This window comes from Lentzea sp. NPDC055074, assembly GCF_053608005.1.
Genome location: NZ_JBSGUQ010000016.1, coordinates 90288 through 107385, shown reverse-complemented (window position 1 = coordinate 107385; position 17098 = coordinate 90288). Strand labels below are relative to the sequence as shown.

Sequence of the window (17098 nt, the reverse complement as noted above, 5' to 3'; positions counted from 1 at the left end):
TCCGCGTTGGAGTGCCTCTGACCTTGGGACACCACCTCCGTTTCCCGTCGTGCAACTCCGGTCTTGCAGAATCACCGCACCGGTCGTCGCGGGCGGAGTACTCGGAGCAGGAGCACCGTGAGGACGGCTCCCGCGGCGGTGACCGTGAGGATCACCCACATGTTCGGACTCTCGTCGGAGGACAGAGTCGCGTTGATGATGTTGCCGGCGGGCTGGGGCTCCGCGAACGCCGCGTCGCCCGCGAGGCCGCTGCTCTCCAGCAACGTCATGTGCTTCATCACCACGTCGATGCCGGCCTGGGCGAAGCCGCGGATCACGTCGTTGCGCGTTCCTGAGCGCACCTTCGCGATGAACGGGAAGATCTGGCCGTGCGCGGCGCGCAACCGGGCGATGAACGCCTGGTCGAACGCGTCACCCTCGAGGGCGTTGATCTCTTCCATCCACGACTGCTGCGTCGGGTTCGGCACGTCGGGCGTGGTGAGCCCGAAGCCGGCGGCCGTCTTCTTCGTCAGCGCGTCCAGCATCATGTGGTCGAGCATGATCATCTTGCCGATCTGCTTGACCCTGGCGTTGGCCGCCTTGGTGGCCGTGAGCTCGCCCATGGGCATCTCCCACAGGCCGGCGAGGCGCACCCGGTTGAGCAGTTCGCGGTCGTTCGCGGTCAGCGGCCCTGACGGGGTGTCCATCACTCCCCCGGTGTCCGCGGGCTGGGCTGCAGCCGTGGCGGTCAGGCCGGAGAAGAGGAACAACATCGCAAAGACGGTGGCGAGGGCTCTGGTCATCGTCTTGTCGTCCTCGTTGTCCAAAGGAAGTCGATAGGGGGTGAATGCATCGCGGTCGGGAGCAGTCGGGCTCAGTAGCCGGGTGCTGCCGGAGGGGTCGCGGACTGCGGTGTCTGCGCCGTTCCGGAGCTGGGGGACGTGCTCGGCGTACTGCTGCTCTTGCCGTTGTTGCTGTTGTTCTGGGCTTTCCCGCCGGTGATCTTGGCGCCGTTCGGCGCGGTGACCCACCACACACCGCCCTTGGCCTGGCCCTTCATGTCGCCGGCGACCTTGTCCTCGGCGTACGTGTACTGCGGCCAGCCCTGGATGGTGAGCTGCTTGGTGCCGTCCGGCCTGGTCAGGACCCCCATGGAGATCGGGTCCACACCGGTCGCCATCGGCGTCTTGTCCGCGAGGACCGGCTTCCAGGCCTTCGCGCACTCGCCCTCGCAGTTCGACTTGGACGGCTTGGGGACGTCCTTGTCGTAGCGGTACATGGGCAGACCCTCCGCGTCGATCACGAACCACCCCATCTGCTCCGTGTTGGCGATGAAGTAGTTGTTGTGACCCCCCAGATCAGCGGGTTTCGCCTGCAAGCCGCCGGGTGCGGCCGCCCCTCCGGGAGGGGTCTGGTCGGTGCCGCACGCGGTGAGGGAGATAGCCAGTGCCGCCAGGGCGGTGATGGCTGGTCCACGTCGCATCGGCAGGTCCTTTCTCAGCGGGGGTACCGAGGAGTACGGACACGATCCGGCAACGGTTCACGAACTTCGTGAGGAATATTTGCCTCTCGACTTGAGACGGTTGATGGGGCAAGGATGTCCCCCGTGGCGCGGCATAGACGTCAACGTGAGTTAGACGAACAATCACCAAGACCGGGGTCTCTCGAGGAAGAGTTGATCCGACGGCTGTACGAGGAATTCGGCAGTGCCCTGCTGGGACACTGCATGAGGTTGACGGGCCATGATCGTCAGTGGGCCGAGGACATCGTGCAGGAAACCCTGGTCAGGGCATGGCGCAACGCCGAGAAACTCGAGCGTGACCCCGTGCTCCTGCGGTCGTGGTTGTTCACGGTGGCAAGGCGGTTGGTCATTGACGACAGGCGTAAGAGAAGCGTCCGTCCGCAGGAGTTCGAACTGACCCCTTCGGACGAGTCGCCCTCCGGCAGCGAAGAGGATCGCACCCTCGCGGCGATCGTCGTGGCGGAGGCGATGAACGGTCTCTCCGAGGAACACAGGGAGGCTATTCTCGAAACATATCTGCGGGACCGCACTGTCGGTGAGGCCGCGGCGGCACTGGGTGTGCCACCGGGAACGGTCAAGTCGAGGGTGTACTACGCGCTCCGTGCGTTGCGGCGTGCGTTGCACGATCGGGGAGAGACGCGGTGACAACGGCACCAGATCACCTCGACGTCGCCGCCTACGTGCTCGGCATCCTCGATGCCGATGAGGTGGAGGCGTTCGAGAACCACCTGACCGAGTGTCGGCGGTGTGCTCTTGACCTGCGCGACTTCGCGGTGGTGCCCGACCTCATCGACGAGGCGGACGCGGGCGGCATGCTGCGTGGAACAGCGCCGGAACGCCCCGACGGCAAGTCGGTCCGGGTCATGCTCGACGCCGTCTCGGCGCGCAGGAAGCGCCGACGGTGGTTCGTCGCCCAGGGTGTCGCGGCCGCCGCCGCCGGCATCGTGGCGGTGACGGCCGTGGTCACGACGCTCGTCGTGAGCGGCAAGGACGACGGCACCAACCAGGCGGCACCCAGCACGACGACGTCGCAGACGAGGGTGGCGAACAACTCCTCCGACTCGTCGATGAAGGTGCAGCGGGAAGACCCGAACAGCGGCGTGGGCACGAAGATCACCGCCTCCGACGAACCGTCGGGCACCGCCATGGACATCGAGATCAGCGGCATGGCAGGTCCCGGCCGCGGGTCACTCGTCGCCGTGGGCCGGGCGGGCCGTGTCGCGCAGGTCACGTCCTGGTACGCACCGGAACCGGTGGCCGGGGACAAGAAGACCATCAAGCTCGCGGCGAACGTCGCCATGCGCTGGCACGAGATCGCCACGTTCCGGATCGTCGACGAGAACGGCAAAACGCTGCTCGAGGTCGTCGCGTCCTGACGTTTCACGACACCAGACCACTGCCCCCGCGGGATCCGTGAGATCCTGTGGGGGCACTTGTCGTTTTCGCGGAAGTTCTCGCAGAGGTTCTGGAAAGGCTGGCTACGTGGCGATTGCCCCGTCAGCGGTCGAGCGCTGGCTCGATCTGTCCACAGAGGAGCTGCGCGCTCAGGTATCGCGGCTCGTGTCCGCCCGGCTACCGGGTGATCACGCGGTGTGGCAGGCGATCCGGCGTCATCCGTCCCTGGTTCCGCGCATCCGCGGTGTCCTCTCCGGACTCGCGGCCACCGCGGCCGGCAGCAAGGACGAGGCCATGCAGAAGGTCTGGATCTCCAATGCGCGTGCCGCCCTGGACCAGACCACGCCGCCTCCGGTGAAGGCCGTGCGCAAACCGGTGGTTGAAGAGGTTCCCGCGGTGGAACCCGACCCCGTGATCGACCTCAGGGAACCCGAGCCCGCGCAGCAGAGGCAGCCTCACAAGGCCATTCCGACGATGCTCTTCCAAGAGCCGAGTTAGGAGACTCAGCAGATGGTCGTCTTCGGATCGTTCATCTCGCTGTCGGGTCTGCTGATCCTGTTGTTCCGCAACGCCCCGCTCGGCGGGCTGAGCCCGGCGGTGGTCGGCTGGGTGCTGATCCCGCTCGGCCTCGTGTTCGCGGGCCTCGGCATCCTCCGCAACCGCCGCAAGCGCGCGCAGGGCGTGCCCGGCGCGGTCGGGAACCCGATCCAGCGCTTCAAGGCGTTGCCGCGGCTGTGGAAGACCTGGCGCAGCGGCCGGTACCCGGAGCTGCCGCGCAGCCAGGTCCTGATGTGGGCGGTGGCGCTGGTCTACCTCGTGTCGCCGATCGACGTCCTGCCGGAGTTCCTTCCGGTGATCGGTGTGACCGACGACGCGGGTGTCCTGGTGTGGTTGCTCAGCAGCCTTTCGGTGGCGTCAGGCTCGTACCTGCGCTGGGAGAAGAACCATGGCGACACGGGTCGCGGGATCGAGGCCCCGTGAGGCCTCCTCGCGCATGATCTCGGCCAGGCCGGCCGAGGTCTCGGCGACGACCTGGAACCCGAGGCGTTCGTAGTACGGCGCGTTCCACGGCACATCGCGGAACGTCGTCAGCGTGACGGCGCGTTCGCTGCGGGTGACGTGCTCGATCAGCGCGGCGCCGATCCCCTGGCGCGCGTGCGAGGGATGCACGCTGACCTGGTGGACGTGCGTCGCGCCGTCGACGTCCCCGACCGCGATGAACGCGACGGGCACTCCTTCCGCGCCGATGGCGACCCAGACCTCGTGCTCGGCCAGGTCTTCCAGTGACATCGGGTCGTCGTCGGCGATCTCGGGCATTCCGGCGTCGTGGAAGGGTTCCCCGGACGCGATTTCGATCTGCTGGAGGTACGGCAGTTCGGCTGGTTGGGCGAGACGGATCAACACGCGCGTCATCCTGGTAGGTCTGACGCGGACCTCGCAGCCGAATAACGTTAAAGTCCGACTCGATGCGAACCAAGACAGTGCGCGTCCTCCTCGTCGAGGACGACGATGGCGACGCCCTCCTCGTCGAGGCGCTGCTCGAAGAAGCGAACGCGCCGTTCGTCCTGTCGCGCGCGGGCACGCTCGCGGAGGCGGAGCGGCTGCTCACCGACTCCGAATGCGTGTTGCTCGACCTCGGTCTGCCCGACTCGCGCGGACTCGAAGGCCTGCACCGCCTGCTGGCCAAACCCGACGCACCGGCGATCCTGGTGCTGACCGGCCACGACGACGAGCAGGAAGGCATAAACGCGGTCGCCGCGGGCGCCGAGGACTTCCTGATCAAGGGCAAGGTCGACGGCGAACTGCTGCTGCGGGGTGTCCGGTACGCGGTCGAACGCCGCCGCGCGGACCACGCCGAGTTCCAGCTGCGCGAGGCGAGCCTGCTCGCCGCCGAGCAGTCCCGGCTCGAGCGCGGCCTGCTGCCTCCCCCGCTGCTGCAGGGCTCCGACGTGGGCCTGGAGGTCCGCTACCAGCCCGGTGGCCAGCGGATGCTGCTCGGCGGCGACTTCTACGACGCGGTCGGCATGCCGGACGGCACCGTGCACGCGATCATCGGCGACGTCTGCGGCCACGGCCCGGACGAGGCCGCGCTGGGCGTCTGCCTGCGGATCGCGTGGCGGGCCCTGGTCCTCTCGGGCGCGCCGGCCGAGAAGGTGCTGCAGACGCTCGACCAGGTGCTGGTCGCGGAACGGCATGGTGAGGGCATCTTCACCACGGCGTGCATGGTCACGGTCGCGCCCGACCGCCGTTCGGCGCGCTACTTCCTCGCCGGGCACCCGGAACCGCTGCTGATCGCGGGCTCGCAGATCGCGGACCTGCCGCAGTCGAAGATCGGCGTGCCGCTCGGCGTGCTCCCCGACTACGCGTGGACCGGCGTGGACGTGCCGCTGCCGTCCGGCTGGTCGATCGCCTGCTACACGGATGGACTGATCGAGGGCCGGGTACCTGACGACGTCGATCGGCTCGGCGTCGAGCGTCTGAGCGAGATCCTGCACAGACAGCTCCAGGAAGGCCCCAACTGGATCGACTCGGTCATCGCGGAGGTGACGGAGCTGAACGGTGGGGCACTCGACGACGACGTGGCCATCCTGCTGCTGAAGGACGGAAAGTGAACCTGCCGCAAAGGCTGTCCGCAAGCCGCTTGCTGGGCATCATCGTCGGTGTACTGCTGGTCATGACCGCGGTCGCGATCTCGTCCACCGTCATCGCCCTCGACGTGCTCGGCAACGCCCGGTCGCGCTCGGTCGACCAGGTCGAGCCCGCCGCGCGCCGGGTCAACGAGATCAACCGCGCGCTGCTCGACCAGGAGACCGGCGTGCGCGGTTTCATCCTCACCGGGCAGGACGACTTCCTCAAGCCGTACCTGGACGGCCAGGAGGCCGAGGCCGAGGCCGTGCGGAGCGTGCGCGACCTCGTGGGCGACGTGAACGGCCGCGTGACCCGCATCGAGGAGCTCGCGGACCGGTGGCGCGCGGAGTACGCGACGCTGACGATCACCGCCGCCCGGTCCAGCATCACCCCCGGCGCCGGGGGTGACATCGAGCGCGGCAAGGTGCTGTTCGACCAGCTCCGCTCGGAGATCTCGGCGCTGCGGACGGACATCGGCGGGATCTCCCGGCAGTCGCGCGAGGAGCTCGACCACGCGGCGAACGTGGTGCTGTGGCTGGTGATCGGCATGGGCGTGCTGCTGGTCGCGGTGATCGGCGGGCTGTCGCTGCTGCTGCACCGCCTGCTGATCGCGCCGCTCGCGAACCTCGCCGACCACACCCGCCAGGTGGCGTCCGGCGACTTCGACCACCAGATCGACGCGGACGGTCCACGCGAGACGGTCCAGCTCGGCGAGGACGTCGACGCCATGCGCCGCCGGATCGTGCAGGAGCTCTCCACGCTCGACGCGGCGAAGTCCGAGCTGCAGCGGTCGAACTCGGAGCTGGAGCAGTTCGCCTACGTCGCCTCGCACGACCTGCAGGAACCGCTGCGCAAGGTGGCGTCGTTCTGCCAGCTCCTGCAGCGCCGCTACGGCGGTCAGCTCGACGAGCGCGCCGACCAGTACATCGACTTCGCGGTCGACGGCGCGAAGCGGATGCAGGTGCTGATCAACGACCTGCTGGCGTTCTCCCGCGTCGGCCGGATGAGCCGCGAGCAGACGGTGATCGACCTGAACGACCTGGTGCGCCAGGTCGTCGACAGCTACTCGGACCGCATCGAGGAGACCGGCGCGCGGCTGGAGATCGCGGAGCTCCCCTCCGTGCGAGGTGAGGCGTCCCTGCTCAGCGCGGTGTTCCAGAACCTGATAAGCAACGCGTTGAAGTTCAAGGGCTCCGAGGCACCGGTGATCGCCGTCGACGTCGAGAAGGACGGCGAGCTGTGGAAGTTCACCGTGCGCGACAACGGCATCGGGATCGAGGCGGAGTACGCTGACCGGATCTTCGTCATCTTCCAGCGCCTGCACCCGAAGGACGCCTATCCGGGCACGGGCATCGGGCTGGCGATGTGCCGCAAGATCGTCGAGTTCCACGGCGGCACGATCTGGCTGAAGACCGATGTGGACTCCGGCACCACCTTCGAGTTCACCCTGCCCGTAGTCCCCGAGCTAGCTCCACAGGTTGAGGAAGTACATGCCTGACACATCGATGACCGTGATCGACGTCCTGCTGGTCGAGGACGACCCGGGCGACGCCCTGATGACCCAGGAGGCGTTCGAGCACCACAAGATCCGCAACACGCTGCACGTGGTGAAGGACGGCGTCGAGGCGCTGGAGTTCCTGCGGCGCGAGGGCGAGTACGTGAACGCCCCGCGACCGGGCCTGATCCTGCTGGACCTGAACCTGCCCCGCAAGGACGGCCGTGAGGTGCTCAGCGAGATCAAGGCCGACGCGGAGCTCCGCTCGATCCCGGTCGTGGTGCTGACGACGTCGGAGGCGGAGGAGGACATCCTGCGCAGCTACAGCCTGTACGCCAACGCGTACGTGACCAAGCCGGTCGACTTCGACAGGTTCATCGAGGTCGTCCGGCAGATCGACGACTTCTTCGTCACCGTGGTGAAGCTGCCCCGCTGATCACAGCGGCGCTGAAGTTCAGGCAGGACCGGCAGATCTTCGCGTCCGCGCTCTCGTGGACGGGTTTGGTCTCGCTGCAGAAGGAGCAGTCGCCGACCTCGCCGACCTGAGCCTCGGCGACGCACACGTCGCAGATCAGCGCGGCGGGCCCGGCCATCAGCTTGTTCACGTCGGCGGCACCGTGGCCGCAGAACCAGCAGCGTTCGGTCCGCTTGGACTGCTCCACGATCTGGTGCACGCGCTGGTGGCTGATGGTCAGCGCTTCCGCGATCTCGCGCATCGACCCGCCGGCGCGGTGCAACCGCAGCACGGTGTGCTGGTAGATGGCCTTCGCGATGTCGGCCTGCTCCTGGGCGGCGGCGGAGGCGATGCCCGCCTTCCGCGCCGCTGCGAGTAGTTCCTCGTCCAAAGTCATGCTGTCTACGTTACCTAGACGCGTCTAGGTTCTCTAGACACTGTCTAGGTGAGGTAGACGCTCAGTCGACGCTGCGAACGATGACCGGCTCGTCGTCAGCCTGCACGACCCATTCCTGGGGCTCGCGCGGGTCGGGAATGACGGGCGCCCAGATCCCCGTGCCACCGGGACGGCGCCTGCGTAACTCGAATTCCTCTCGCGTGGTCATGCACTCCGGGTACCCGCCTCGTCCGAACGTATGCCCGAGAGCATGGTCGTGATGGCCGCCATGACCCGTCGCGTGGCCTCGGCCAGCACTTCGGCGGTCAGTTCGAGGTCGTAGAGGTCGGACAGGTCCACCGGCGCTCCCGCGACGACCTCGATCCTCTTGCGAGGCAGCAACCTGGGCAGGATCGTGCCTCTGGGCAGCAGGTCCTGCGTGCCCCACTCGGCCACGGGCACCACCGGCACGCGGGACTCCAGTGCCATCCGCGCGACCCCGGACTTGCCCTTCATCGGCCAGTTGTCCGGGTCGTCGGTGAAGGTGCCCTCGGGGAACACCATCACGCACTCGCCGTCGCGCAGCGCCTCCACAGCGGGCCTGAGCGCCTCTGAGGCCTTCACGGTGCCCCGTTCGACCGGGATGTGACCTCCGGACCGCATGACCCAGCCGACGACCGGCGTGCGCCACAGGGAGGCCTTCGCGAGCACGCGCGGCACCCGGTTCGACATGAGCGCGAACACCACGGCCGCCACGGTGTCCGAGTTGGACAGGTGGTTGAACGCGAGGATCACGCCACCGTTGCCGGGCACGTGCTGCCTGCCGCGCACCCGCAGGCGCACGAACAGCACGACGACGGGCCAGAGGACGTCGATCGCCAGCGAGAACCAGAATCCCCTGCCTCTGCGGGGCATCTTCCAGGTCCAGGCGGCCAGTTCGAGCGGTGTCACGCCTGATATTCGAGCACGCCGGCGTTCTCAGTTCGGGTCAGTTCGCCACGTTCGACGAGAACGTCGAGGTGGGCCGCCGTCTCGCCGATGGCCAGCACCTGGTTGAACATGTCGAGATCGTCGAACCGGCGCTGCCTGCGGGTCCAGCCGATCTTGCGCGCCGTCTCGAACGCGCTGCCCGACGCGGCCCTGCCGATCTCCTCCAGCCGCTGCTCGTGGAACCGCAGCAGCTCGTCGACCCGCGCGTGCGAGCTGTCCGTCACCTCGCCGTGCGCGGGCAGCAGCTTCAGGTCCGGCAGCTCACGGGTGAGCCGCAACGACGTCATGTAGTCACCGAGCGGCAGCTCGGGCCGCAGCGGCTCGAACCCGATGGACGGCGTGATGTGCGGGAGCACGTGGTCGCCGGAGAACAGCACCTTCGCGTCGTGGTCGACGAACACCACGTGACCACGGGTGTGACCGGGCGTCGGGATGACCTCGAGCCGGCGGTGCTCCAGCTCGACGGTGCTGCGGACGAGCCACTCGTCGGGCTCCTCGTAGTCGCGCAGGGCGTCACCGCGGTCTACGTGGTGCATGATCTTGATCCACGTCTCGGCCAGCTCGCCGGCACCCCACTTGCGCAGGTCGGCGACGTGCTGGTCCTCCTGCCCGTGCAGCATGTGCAGCAACGACGGCTGCTCGCCGAGGCCGAGCCCGATCTTGCTGCCGAACGTCCGGCGCAACGACACGGCCATCGTGAAGTGGTCGCGATGGACGTGCGTGATGAGGAACCTGCGGATGTCCTCGAAACCCTTGTTCAGGGTGCCCAGGGCGGCTTCGAGCTGGTCACGGGCCTCGTCCAGCGCCCAGCCGGAGTCGACGAGGACGAGCCCGTCGCCGTCCTCGATCGCGTAGACGTTGACCGCGCGCAGCCCGTCGTTCGGCAGCGGCAGCGGAATCCGGTGCACCCCTGGTGCGACCTCGAACGCGCCCGGCTCACTCCACACGCTCGCCCACCTCATTGTCAGCGCAGAAAGTTGTTAGCTTAAGCAACAACTACCGGACGGTAACACGGTATTCCGGGTGCTTGTCGATGTACTTGGCGACAAACGGGCACAACGGTGAGATCTTGACATCCCGGGCCATGACGTCGTCGAGCGCGTACTTCGCGAGCTGGGCGCCGAGGCCCTGGCCTGCGTAGGCCTCGTCGACCTCGGTGTGGACCAGGGCGAGGACTCCGCTGATGTCGCGGTACTCCAGGAAGCCGGCGAGCTTGCCGTCGACGTGGACTTCGTAACGGCTCTCGGCTTCATTGTTGGTGACCATTTGACGTGCTCTCCGTCCTGAGGGATGAGATTCCGGCGCGGCTATGCCGTCGCCGGGGTGCTTCCTGGTTCAACGCCCCGCGCCACCCCTGGAGGTGGTCTTACCCGAGCTCCGCAGGCGTTTGACCTCTCCGCACGCCCTGCGGCGAGGATGTTCCGGGCAGCGTTGTGGTCCCGATCGTGAGCGGTGAGGCAATCGGGACACACCCACTCCCGCACGGTGAGCGGCAAGGCGTCCATCCGGTGCCCGCACACCGAGCATGCTCGGGAACTGGGCAGCCACCGCGACACCGCGTGCACCGAACGGCCATGGCGTTCGGCCTTCTGCTTGGGCAGCTCCACGAACCCGCTCCAACCTGCATCGTGGATGACGCGCGCCAACTTTCGATTGCGCACCATGCCGACGATGTTGAGGTCTTCCACGTAGACCGCTTGGTTGTCGCGGACCAGCGTCAGCGCCTGTTTGTGGTGGAAGTCGCGGCGTGCGCGTGCGACCTTGCCGTGGAGCACGGCGACCGTGCGCCGTGCCTTCGCACGGTTGTTGCTACCTCTGACTCTGCGCGTCAGGACGCGCTGAGCCCGAACCAGCCTGCGGTGCGCGCATGCCAGGTGTCTCGGGTTGGCGACATCACGTCGCGATCCGTCGGTGCCGGCGATCGTGACCAGACGCGCGATGCCCAGGTCGATTCCCGATTCTCGCTCGACCGGCGGCAACGGGTTCGGCTCGATCTCCACGACGAACGACGCGAAGTAGTGGCCGTCCGGTTCGCGGATCACCGTCACCGAAGACGGCGCGGACGGCAGGTCACGCGACCATCGCACGGCCACGTCGCCGACCTTGGCCAGGAACAGCCGCCCATCCGGACGCAGGCGAAACCCGTTACGGGTGAGCCTGAAGGACTGCCGGTTGTCCTTCCGGGACCTGTACCTGGGCTTTCCCATGCGGCGACCGCGGCGCTTCCCGGCCAGCGAGTCGAAGAAGTTGTGGTAGGCGCGATGCGCGTCCTGCACGGACTGGACCAGCGCCACCGAGGCCACCTCGGACAGCCAGGCTCGCTGTTCGGTGGTCTTGGCGGCGGTGATCACCCGCCGCTGCACCTCGGCCGGCGAGATCTTCCGCCCCGCGGCGCGGGCGTCCTCGCGACAGCGGATCGCGTCGTTGAACACCACTCGCGCACACCCGAACGTACGCGCCAGCATCGCGCGCTGAACCTCGGTGGGCTCGATCCGGTAGCGGTACCTGACCAGCATGACGATCACCGTAGCGCGTGATGACGAGCCCCAAAGGGGGCTGACGGCCGCCGGGTTCACACCAACGATGGAAAATGGCCCGCATGGACGTCTACCTCCTGATCCTGGGTGACCACCTGCCCAACCCGTGCACGGGCCAGGAGGTCCCCCAGGCCGACCGCCTGCGCGCGATGGTCGAGCAGGCGGTCGTCGCCGAGGAGTCGGGGTTCGCGGGCGTCGCGATCGGCGAGCACCACTTCACCCGCTACATCGTGTCCGCGCCCGAGCTGCTGCTGGCGGCCGTGGCGGCGCGGACGTCCACGCTCCGGCTCTCGACCGGCGTGACGCTGCTCGCCCACCGCGACCCGGTGCTGGTGGCCGAGGCGCTGGCGACGCTCGACGTGCTGTCGGACGGGCGCGCCGAGCTGATCGTGGCGCGTGGGGTCGACCAGCAGACCGACGCGGCGTTCGGGGTGCAGCCGGGTGAGCTGCGGGCGCGGTTCGAGGAGCACCTGCGGCTGCTGCTCAAGCTGCTGGAGGAGCCGGAGGTCAGCTGGGACGGGAAGTTCCGCGGGCCGCTCAGCGAGGTGACGACGACGCCGCGGCCCGTGCAGACGCCCCGGCCGACGGTGTGGATCGGGTCGGGGTCGGCGGTGTCTGCGGACCTGGGCGCGGAGCTGGAGATGCCGTTGATGCTGCCGTCGACGTTGCGCGACCCGTCGATCTACCGCGAGGTGGTCGAGCGGTACCGCGAGCACTTCCCCGGCGGACGGGTCGGCGTGCCCAGCCATGTGTTCGTGGCGAACGAGGACGCGCGGGAGCGGTGGCGGCCGCACCTCGCCGAGTACGCGCGGTTCGCGGACCCGTGGCGCGGGGACGGCGACATCGATGTCGACGCCATCATGGACGGTGCCGCGGTGTGCGGGACGCCGGACGAGGTCGCTCATCGGCTGAACTCGTTGGCGGAGCACCTGTCCATCGACACGCACCTCGTGATGGTGGACATCGGGGGCATGCCGCACGAGTCGGTCATCGAGACGATCCGGTTGTTCGGGGCGGAAGTGCTTCCGAAACTTGTTTAACGCGCGCGGTGCCAAGGGTTAACACGCGCCCGGCACCATTGACGTCGTGGGCATCAACGTCATCGGCATCACGCATCCCGGTCAGGTCGGGGTCCTCCCCGGCGGCACGAACGTGCTGGTGCTGGCCGATGACGGCACGTACGCCGACGAGTTCCTCGATGCCGACCTCCGCGCGCACCAGTTCGTGGTGCGTGCTCACGGGCGCGGGTCGGCGTTCTTCGGGGTGGCGGACAAAGCCCGTGAGCTGGGCGCGGACCGGGTCCTCTTCGGCGGCGTGCACGACACCGCCGCTTCTCTCGCCACCGGGGAGGACCCGGTGCTCGTGCTCGGCGTGCGACCGCCGGGCGGTCCGATCGTGTGCAACGCGGCGTTCCTCGAGCGGCTGGCCCACTGGCCGCGGCCGGCGAGCGCCTACCGGGGCGACGTGGACCACTGGCTCGCGCAGCACGCGTTGAGGGAAGGCCTCCGCGTGGAATTGGTTTCATGGACGATGGAACCGACCGTCCCAATGCGACGGAAGTTGACCGCGTAGTCATCCGAAGGCGGAAGACTGCGTTGTCATCGATGAAATATCGTTCCTCTTGCGTCCACGTGCTGACGCGCACGCACCGGAGCTGAGAGCTTTCTCAGCGTGCCCACTCGGGGGTAGGGGCACACTGGGTTCAGGGTTCATCTCAGGGGAGAACCTGAGCCTTCGGTGCGGCGGCGTCGCCGAAGATGGTGCGCACAAGACCCACAGGAGGGGAACGACAGTGAGCGCGTCCGATGGAGTCGCGGCGAGAGCCGTCGACGTGTGGAAGTCTTACGGGTCCGGCGACGCTGCCGTGACCGCGCTCGCGGGGGTGAGCGTCGACCTGGAGAAGTCCAGGTTCACCGCGATCATGGGCCCGTCGGGGTCGGGCAAGTCGACGTTGATGCACTGCCTGGCGGGGCTCGACGACGTCACGAGCGGTGAGGTGTGGGTCGGTGACACGATGGTCACCGGGTTGAAGGACCGCGGGCTCACGGAGCTGCGGCGGGACAAGGTCGGCTTCATCTTCCAGCAGTTCAACCTGCTGCCGACGCTGACGGCCGAGGAGAACATCACGCTGCCGCTCGCGATCGGTGGCAAGAAGGTCGACAAGGCCTGGTTCGACGTCGTGATCGACACGGTGGGTCTGAGGGACAGGCTGACCCACCGGCCGACGCAGCTGTCGGGCGGCCAGCAGCAGCGCGTCGCTTGTGCTCGTGCGCTCGTCTCGCGGCCCGACGTGGTGTTCGCGGACGAGCCGACCGGCAACCTGGACTCGCAGTCCGGCGCCGAGGTGCTCGGGTTCCTGCAGCGCTCCGCCCGTGAGTTCGGGCAGACGATCGTGATGGTCACGCATGACCCGAACGCCGCGTCGTACGCCGACCGCGTCATCTTCCTCAAGGACGGCAACATCGTCCGCGAGCTGCTGTCGCCTTCGGCCGACGAGGTCCTCGAGACGATGAAGCACCTCGACTCCGTCGCGGTGCCGCATGTTTAAGGCGACTGTCAAGAGCTTGCTGTCGCGCAAGCTCCGGCTCGTGCTGTCCGCGCTCGCGGTGGTGCTGGGCGTGATGTTCGTGTCCGGTTCGTTCGTGCTGACGGACACGCTGCAGCGGTCGTTCACCGACCTGTTCTCGTCGGCTTTCGCCAACGTGGATGTGTCGGTGACGCCGAAGGCGGAGAAGGGTAAGCAGCCCGAACCCCTGACGCCGCAGGCGATCGCGGACGTCAAGTCGGTCTCAGGCGTGGCCTCGGCCGTCGGTGACGTGCAGGGGTCGGCGCGGCCGATCGGCAAGAACGGCAAGGTCATCACCACGTCGGGCTCGCCGCGGTTCGGTTTCAACTGGACGGGCACCGGCCAGGAGAAGATCCGCGACGGCAGGGCTCCCGCGGCCGACGACGAGGTCGCCCTCGGCGGTTACCTCGCGACGACCGGTGGTTTCAAGGTCGGCGACGACATCGCGTTGCTGACGCTGGAGCCCAAGAAGACCTTCAAGGTCACCGGCGTCTACGAGTACGCGGGCGGCCGTGACTCGCTGGGCGGCGAGCTGTCGGTGGCGTTCACCGAGCCGGTCGCGCAACAGTTGTTGCTGGGCAAGAAGGACGTGTTCTCCGGCGTCACCGTCACGGCGGCGCAGGGCGTCACGGACGACGCCCTGCGGGACGCGGTCGCGGCGAAGATGGGCTCGGGCTACGACGTCAAGACCGGTGCGGTGCTGGCGAAGGAGCAGGCCGACCAGATCAACGAGGGCCTGAAGTTCTTCAACTACGTGCTGCTCGGGTTCGCCGGCATCGCGTTGTTCGTCGGCATCTTCATCATCCTCAACACGTTCTCCATCATCGTCGCGCAGCGCACGAGGGAGCTCGCGCTGCTGCGGTCGATGGGCGCCTCGCGCGGCCAGGTCATCGGGTCGGTGGTGCTGGAGGCATTGGTGATCGGCCTGATCGCGTCGATCGTCGGCCTCGGGGCGGGCGTGGGCGTGGGCGCGTTGCTGGCGACCATCTTCAGCTCGGTGGGCGGCAGCAACCTGCAGCTCGCGGGGATCGGCGTGCCGATGTCGGCGATCATCTCGTCGTTCGCGGTGGGCATGATCGTCACCGTGGTCGCGGCGGTCATGCCGGCGCTGCGGGCGTCGCGGATCGCGCCGGTCGCGGCGATGCGCGAGGCGGCCACGCCGGACCGTCCGCTCACGAAGATCACGATCACCGGCGCCCTCGTGGCCGCCGCGGGTGGCGCGTCGCTGGCGCTCGGCTTCAACCAGGCCTCGCTGCCGCTGATCTTCGGCGGCATCCTGGTGGCGTTCGTCGGTGTCGCGCTGCTGACCCCGATCCTGTCCAAGCCGATGGTGTCGCTGATCGGCCGGCTGCTGTCGTGGTCGATGCCGGGTCTGCTGGGCCGACGCAACTCCGCCCGCAACCCGCGCAGGACCGCGATCACCGCGGCCGCGCTGATGGTCGGCATCTCGCTGATCACGGGCGTGAGCGTGGTACTGACGTCGGCGACCAAGTCGATCGAGAAGCTGGCCTCCGGTCAGCTGCAGACCGACCTGATCATCTCCGGCGAGGGCCAGATGGAGGGCCAGCCCGCGACGTTCAAGCGGGACGTCCTGACGAAGGTCGAGGACACGAGCGGGGTCGGGTCCGCGGTCGGCTGGTCGCAGGACGGCGTGCTGCAGGGCGAGGACCAGATGTTCGCGGTCGGCGTCACCGACATGCCGGCGCTGGCCACGATGTTCGCGCTCAAGCCGAAGTCCGGGGACATCGCACCGCTGAAGGACGACCAGCTCGCGCTGCCGGAGGAGATGGCGGCCGAGAAGGGCTGGTCGGTCGGCAGCAAGGTCACGCTGCAACTGGCCAAGGGCGAGCCGCAGACGTTCACGGTCGGCTTCATCTGGGTCAAGTCGCAGGTGCTGCAGGGCGCTCTCGTGCTGCCGGAGTCGGCGAGCAGGAGCTTCCGGTCGGACCAGATCGTGCAGGCGTTCGTCCAGGTGACGCCGGGAACGAACGCGGCGGACGTGCAGAAGCGCGTCGAGCCGCTGTTCGCCGACAACCCGGAGATCACCGTCCAGGACCGCAGCGCGTTCGTGAAGCAGACGACCTCGCAGTTCGACACGGTCCTGCTGATGATCCAGATCCTGCTGGCGCTGGCGATCCTGATCGCCGTCCTCGGCGTCATCAACACCCTGGCGCTGTCGGTGATCGAACGGACCCGCGAACTGGGTCTGCTGCGCGCCATCGGCATGCGGCGGTCGCAGGTCATGCGGATGATCACCGTCGAGTCGGTGGTGATCTCGGTGTTCGGCGCGGTGCTCGGCCTCGCGGTCGGTCTCGCCCTGGGCATCGCGACCGTGCAGGCGCTGAAGGACCAGGGCATCTCGGAGATCGGGCTCCCCTGGGCCACCATGGTCCAGTACCTGGTGGTGGCGGCGTTCGTCGGTGTGATCGCGGCGATCCTGCCCGCGATCCGCGCGGCGCGGCTGAACGTGCTGGACGCGATCGCCTACGAGTGACCGGTGACGAGTCGTGTCCAGGTCTCGGCCAGCCACGACTCGTACCGCTCGACCGTCAGGTCCGTGGTCTTGGTGAGCAGCAGGTAGGTCTCGGCCTGGCCGAGCACCGCACCGGTCTGCGCGACCCAGTCCACGTCCTCGCTCGAGATCAGGCCATCGGCGGCGAGCTTGCGGAAGAAGCCGCCGATGGCCTGATGCGTCTGCGCACGGGCCGCCTGCGCGCGCCCGGCGATCTCCGGCTCGATCGCCTCGGCCTGCTGGGCGACGAGCAGCAACCGCCCGGTGCGCCGCATGAGCTGTGCCCCGATCCCGGCCATGAGCCTGATGCGTTCGCCCACGGTCGGCGCGTTCATCGCCTCGTGGAACCAGTCGCGGTCGGGTACCGCGATCTGCCGGTAGTCCCCCGCGATCGCCACGTCCATGCACCGCTGCAGCAGCGCCGCCTTGTTCTCGAACCGCACGTAGACGGTCCGGGCCCCGACGCCGGCGCGTTTCGCCACGTCGGCGAGCGTCGTGGCGACGTACCCGCGTTCGGTGAACAGCTCGGTCGCCGCCTCGACTATCCGGACCTCGGTGTCCGCCCGCCGCGCCGCTCGCAGATCCCTGTTGACGTCCCCTGTCACATGTTGCAGTCTAACTGCATAAGTGCAGTCCCACTGCAA

At 68.1% G+C, this 17098-nt stretch carries 21 protein-coding genes; 11 read left to right on the top strand and 10 right to left on the bottom strand.

The window, feature by feature from the left end:
• Positions 1 to 71: 71 nt before the first annotated feature.
• Together ACWF7A_RS30955 and ACWF7A_RS30950 are read right to left on the bottom strand one after the other, a co-directional pair.
• Positions 72 to 806 (bottom strand): DUF4142 domain-containing protein, encoded by a 735-nt coding sequence (locus tag ACWF7A_RS30955; protein WP_452254029.1) that lies wholly within the window; start codon positions 804 to 806, stop codon positions 72 to 74.
• A 47-nt stretch (positions 807 to 853) separates the two neighbouring features.
• The gene (locus ACWF7A_RS30950) at positions 854 to 1462 is read right to left on the bottom strand and encodes a COG4315 family predicted lipoprotein (protein WP_452254028.1); all 609 of its coding nucleotides are present in this window, start codon (positions 1460 to 1462) and stop codon (positions 854 to 856) included.
• 114 nt (positions 1463 to 1576) lie between these two features.
• On the opposite strand from ACWF7A_RS30950, the gene ACWF7A_RS30945 reads away from it, so the two are divergent.
• The 4 genes from ACWF7A_RS30945 to ACWF7A_RS30930 all read left to right on the top strand — a co-directional run bounded on the left by ACWF7A_RS30945 (position 1577) and on the right by ACWF7A_RS30930 (position 3877).
• Entirely contained in the window at positions 1577 to 2146 is a 570-nt protein-coding gene (locus ACWF7A_RS30945; RefSeq protein ID WP_045315736.1) for a sigma-70 family RNA polymerase sigma factor, read from the top strand.
• A complete protein-coding gene (locus ACWF7A_RS30940) occupies positions 2143 to 2877 on the top strand; it encodes an anti-sigma factor family protein (RefSeq protein ID WP_452254027.1) in 735 nt (244 codons plus the stop codon). The genes ACWF7A_RS30945 and ACWF7A_RS30940 overlap by 4 nt, the downstream gene beginning before the upstream one ends.
• A 106-nt stretch (positions 2878 to 2983) precedes the next feature.
• On the top strand, positions 2984 to 3394 hold the full coding sequence (locus tag ACWF7A_RS30935; protein WP_452254026.1) for a hypothetical protein: 411 nt from the start codon (positions 2984 to 2986) through the stop codon (positions 3392 to 3394).
• 12 nt (positions 3395 to 3406) lie between these two features.
• Entirely contained in the window at positions 3407 to 3877 is a 471-nt protein-coding gene (locus tag ACWF7A_RS30930; RefSeq protein ID WP_452254025.1) for a YkvA family protein, read from the top strand.
• Here ACWF7A_RS30930 and ACWF7A_RS30925 read toward each other — a convergent pair.
• On the bottom strand, positions 3812 to 4297 hold the full coding sequence (locus ACWF7A_RS30925) for a GNAT family N-acetyltransferase (RefSeq protein ID WP_452254142.1): 486 nt from the start codon (positions 4295 to 4297) through the stop codon (positions 3812 to 3814). The genes ACWF7A_RS30930 and ACWF7A_RS30925 overlap by 66 nt on opposite strands.
• A gap of 65 nt (positions 4298 to 4362) precedes the next feature.
• Between ACWF7A_RS30925 and ACWF7A_RS30920 the strand changes: the two genes are divergently transcribed.
• From ACWF7A_RS30920 to ACWF7A_RS30910, 3 genes are read left to right on the top strand one after another with little or no spacing between them, the layout of a single operon-like run.
• Positions 4363 to 5508, top strand: coding sequence for a PP2C family protein-serine/threonine phosphatase (locus tag ACWF7A_RS30920; protein ID WP_452254024.1), 1146 nt, complete (start codon positions 4363 to 4365; stop codon positions 5506 to 5508).
• The gene (locus ACWF7A_RS30915) at positions 5505 to 7022 is read left to right on the top strand and encodes a sensor histidine kinase (RefSeq protein ID WP_452254023.1); all 1518 of its coding nucleotides are present in this window, start codon (positions 5505 to 5507) and stop codon (positions 7020 to 7022) included. The genes ACWF7A_RS30920 and ACWF7A_RS30915 overlap by 4 nt, the downstream gene beginning before the upstream one ends.
• The gene (locus tag ACWF7A_RS30910) at positions 7015 to 7455 is read left to right on the top strand and encodes a response regulator (protein ID WP_452254022.1); all 441 of its coding nucleotides are present in this window, start codon (positions 7015 to 7017) and stop codon (positions 7453 to 7455) included. The genes ACWF7A_RS30915 and ACWF7A_RS30910 overlap by 8 nt, the downstream gene beginning before the upstream one ends.
• On the opposite strand, the gene ACWF7A_RS30905 is transcribed toward ACWF7A_RS30910, so the two are convergent.
• The 6 genes from ACWF7A_RS30905 to ACWF7A_RS30880 all read right to left on the bottom strand — a co-directional run bounded on the left by ACWF7A_RS30905 (position 7430) and on the right by ACWF7A_RS30880 (position 11415).
• Entirely contained in the window at positions 7430 to 7870 is a 441-nt protein-coding gene (locus tag ACWF7A_RS30905; RefSeq protein WP_452254021.1) for a ClpX C4-type zinc finger protein, read from the bottom strand. The two genes, ACWF7A_RS30910 and ACWF7A_RS30905, sit on opposite strands and share 26 nt — an antisense overlap.
• A gap of 61 nt (positions 7871 to 7931) precedes the next feature.
• Positions 7932 to 8078: a hypothetical protein gene (locus ACWF7A_RS30900; RefSeq protein ID WP_452254020.1), complete on the bottom strand. Its 147-nt coding sequence runs from the start codon at positions 8076 to 8078 to the stop codon at positions 7932 to 7934.
• The gene (locus tag ACWF7A_RS30895) at positions 8075 to 8800 is read right to left on the bottom strand and encodes a lysophospholipid acyltransferase family protein (protein WP_452254019.1); all 726 of its coding nucleotides are present in this window, start codon (positions 8798 to 8800) and stop codon (positions 8075 to 8077) included. Before ACWF7A_RS30895 ends, ACWF7A_RS30900 begins: the two co-directional genes overlap by 4 nt.
• Complete coding sequence (locus ACWF7A_RS30890; RefSeq protein WP_452254018.1) at positions 8797 to 9801, bottom strand: MBL fold metallo-hydrolase; 1005 nt, start codon at positions 9799 to 9801, stop codon at positions 8797 to 8799. Before ACWF7A_RS30890 ends, ACWF7A_RS30895 begins: the two co-directional genes overlap by 4 nt.
• A gap of 34 nt (positions 9802 to 9835) precedes the next feature.
• On the bottom strand, positions 9836 to 10150 hold the full coding sequence (locus tag ACWF7A_RS30885; RefSeq protein WP_452254141.1) for a GNAT family N-acetyltransferase: 315 nt from the start codon (positions 10148 to 10150) through the stop codon (positions 9836 to 9838).
• Positions 10147 to 11415, bottom strand: a complete 1269-nt coding sequence (locus tag ACWF7A_RS30880; RefSeq protein WP_452254017.1) for an RNA-guided endonuclease InsQ/TnpB family protein — start codon at positions 11413 to 11415, stop codon at positions 10147 to 10149. The genes ACWF7A_RS30885 and ACWF7A_RS30880 overlap by 4 nt, the downstream gene beginning before the upstream one ends.
• Positions 11416 to 11438: 23 nt before the next feature.
• On the opposite strand from ACWF7A_RS30880, the gene ACWF7A_RS30875 reads away from it, so the two are divergent.
• The 4 genes from ACWF7A_RS30875 to ACWF7A_RS30860 all read left to right on the top strand — a co-directional run bounded on the left by ACWF7A_RS30875 (position 11439) and on the right by ACWF7A_RS30860 (position 16436).
• Entirely contained in the window at positions 11439 to 12416 is a 978-nt protein-coding gene (locus tag ACWF7A_RS30875) for an LLM class flavin-dependent oxidoreductase (RefSeq protein WP_452254016.1), read from the top strand.
• A gap of 46 nt (positions 12417 to 12462) precedes the next feature.
• Positions 12463 to 12948, top strand: a complete 486-nt coding sequence (locus ACWF7A_RS30870; protein WP_452254015.1) for a hypothetical protein — start codon at positions 12463 to 12465, stop codon at positions 12946 to 12948.
• A 220-nt stretch (positions 12949 to 13168) separates the two neighbouring features.
• Positions 13169 to 13924 (top strand): ABC transporter ATP-binding protein, encoded by a 756-nt coding sequence (locus tag ACWF7A_RS30865; RefSeq protein ID WP_452254014.1) that lies wholly within the window; start codon positions 13169 to 13171, stop codon positions 13922 to 13924.
• Positions 13917 to 16436 (top strand): ABC transporter permease, encoded by a 2520-nt coding sequence (locus ACWF7A_RS30860; RefSeq protein WP_452254013.1) that lies wholly within the window; start codon positions 13917 to 13919, stop codon positions 16434 to 16436. The genes ACWF7A_RS30865 and ACWF7A_RS30860 overlap by 8 nt, the downstream gene beginning before the upstream one ends.
• Here the strand turns inward: ACWF7A_RS30860 and ACWF7A_RS30855 are convergent.
• Entirely contained in the window at positions 16427 to 17059 is a 633-nt protein-coding gene (locus tag ACWF7A_RS30855) for a TetR/AcrR family transcriptional regulator (protein WP_452254012.1), read from the bottom strand. The genes ACWF7A_RS30860 and ACWF7A_RS30855 overlap by 10 nt on opposite strands.
• Between the last annotated feature and the right edge of the window lie 39 nt (positions 17060 to 17098).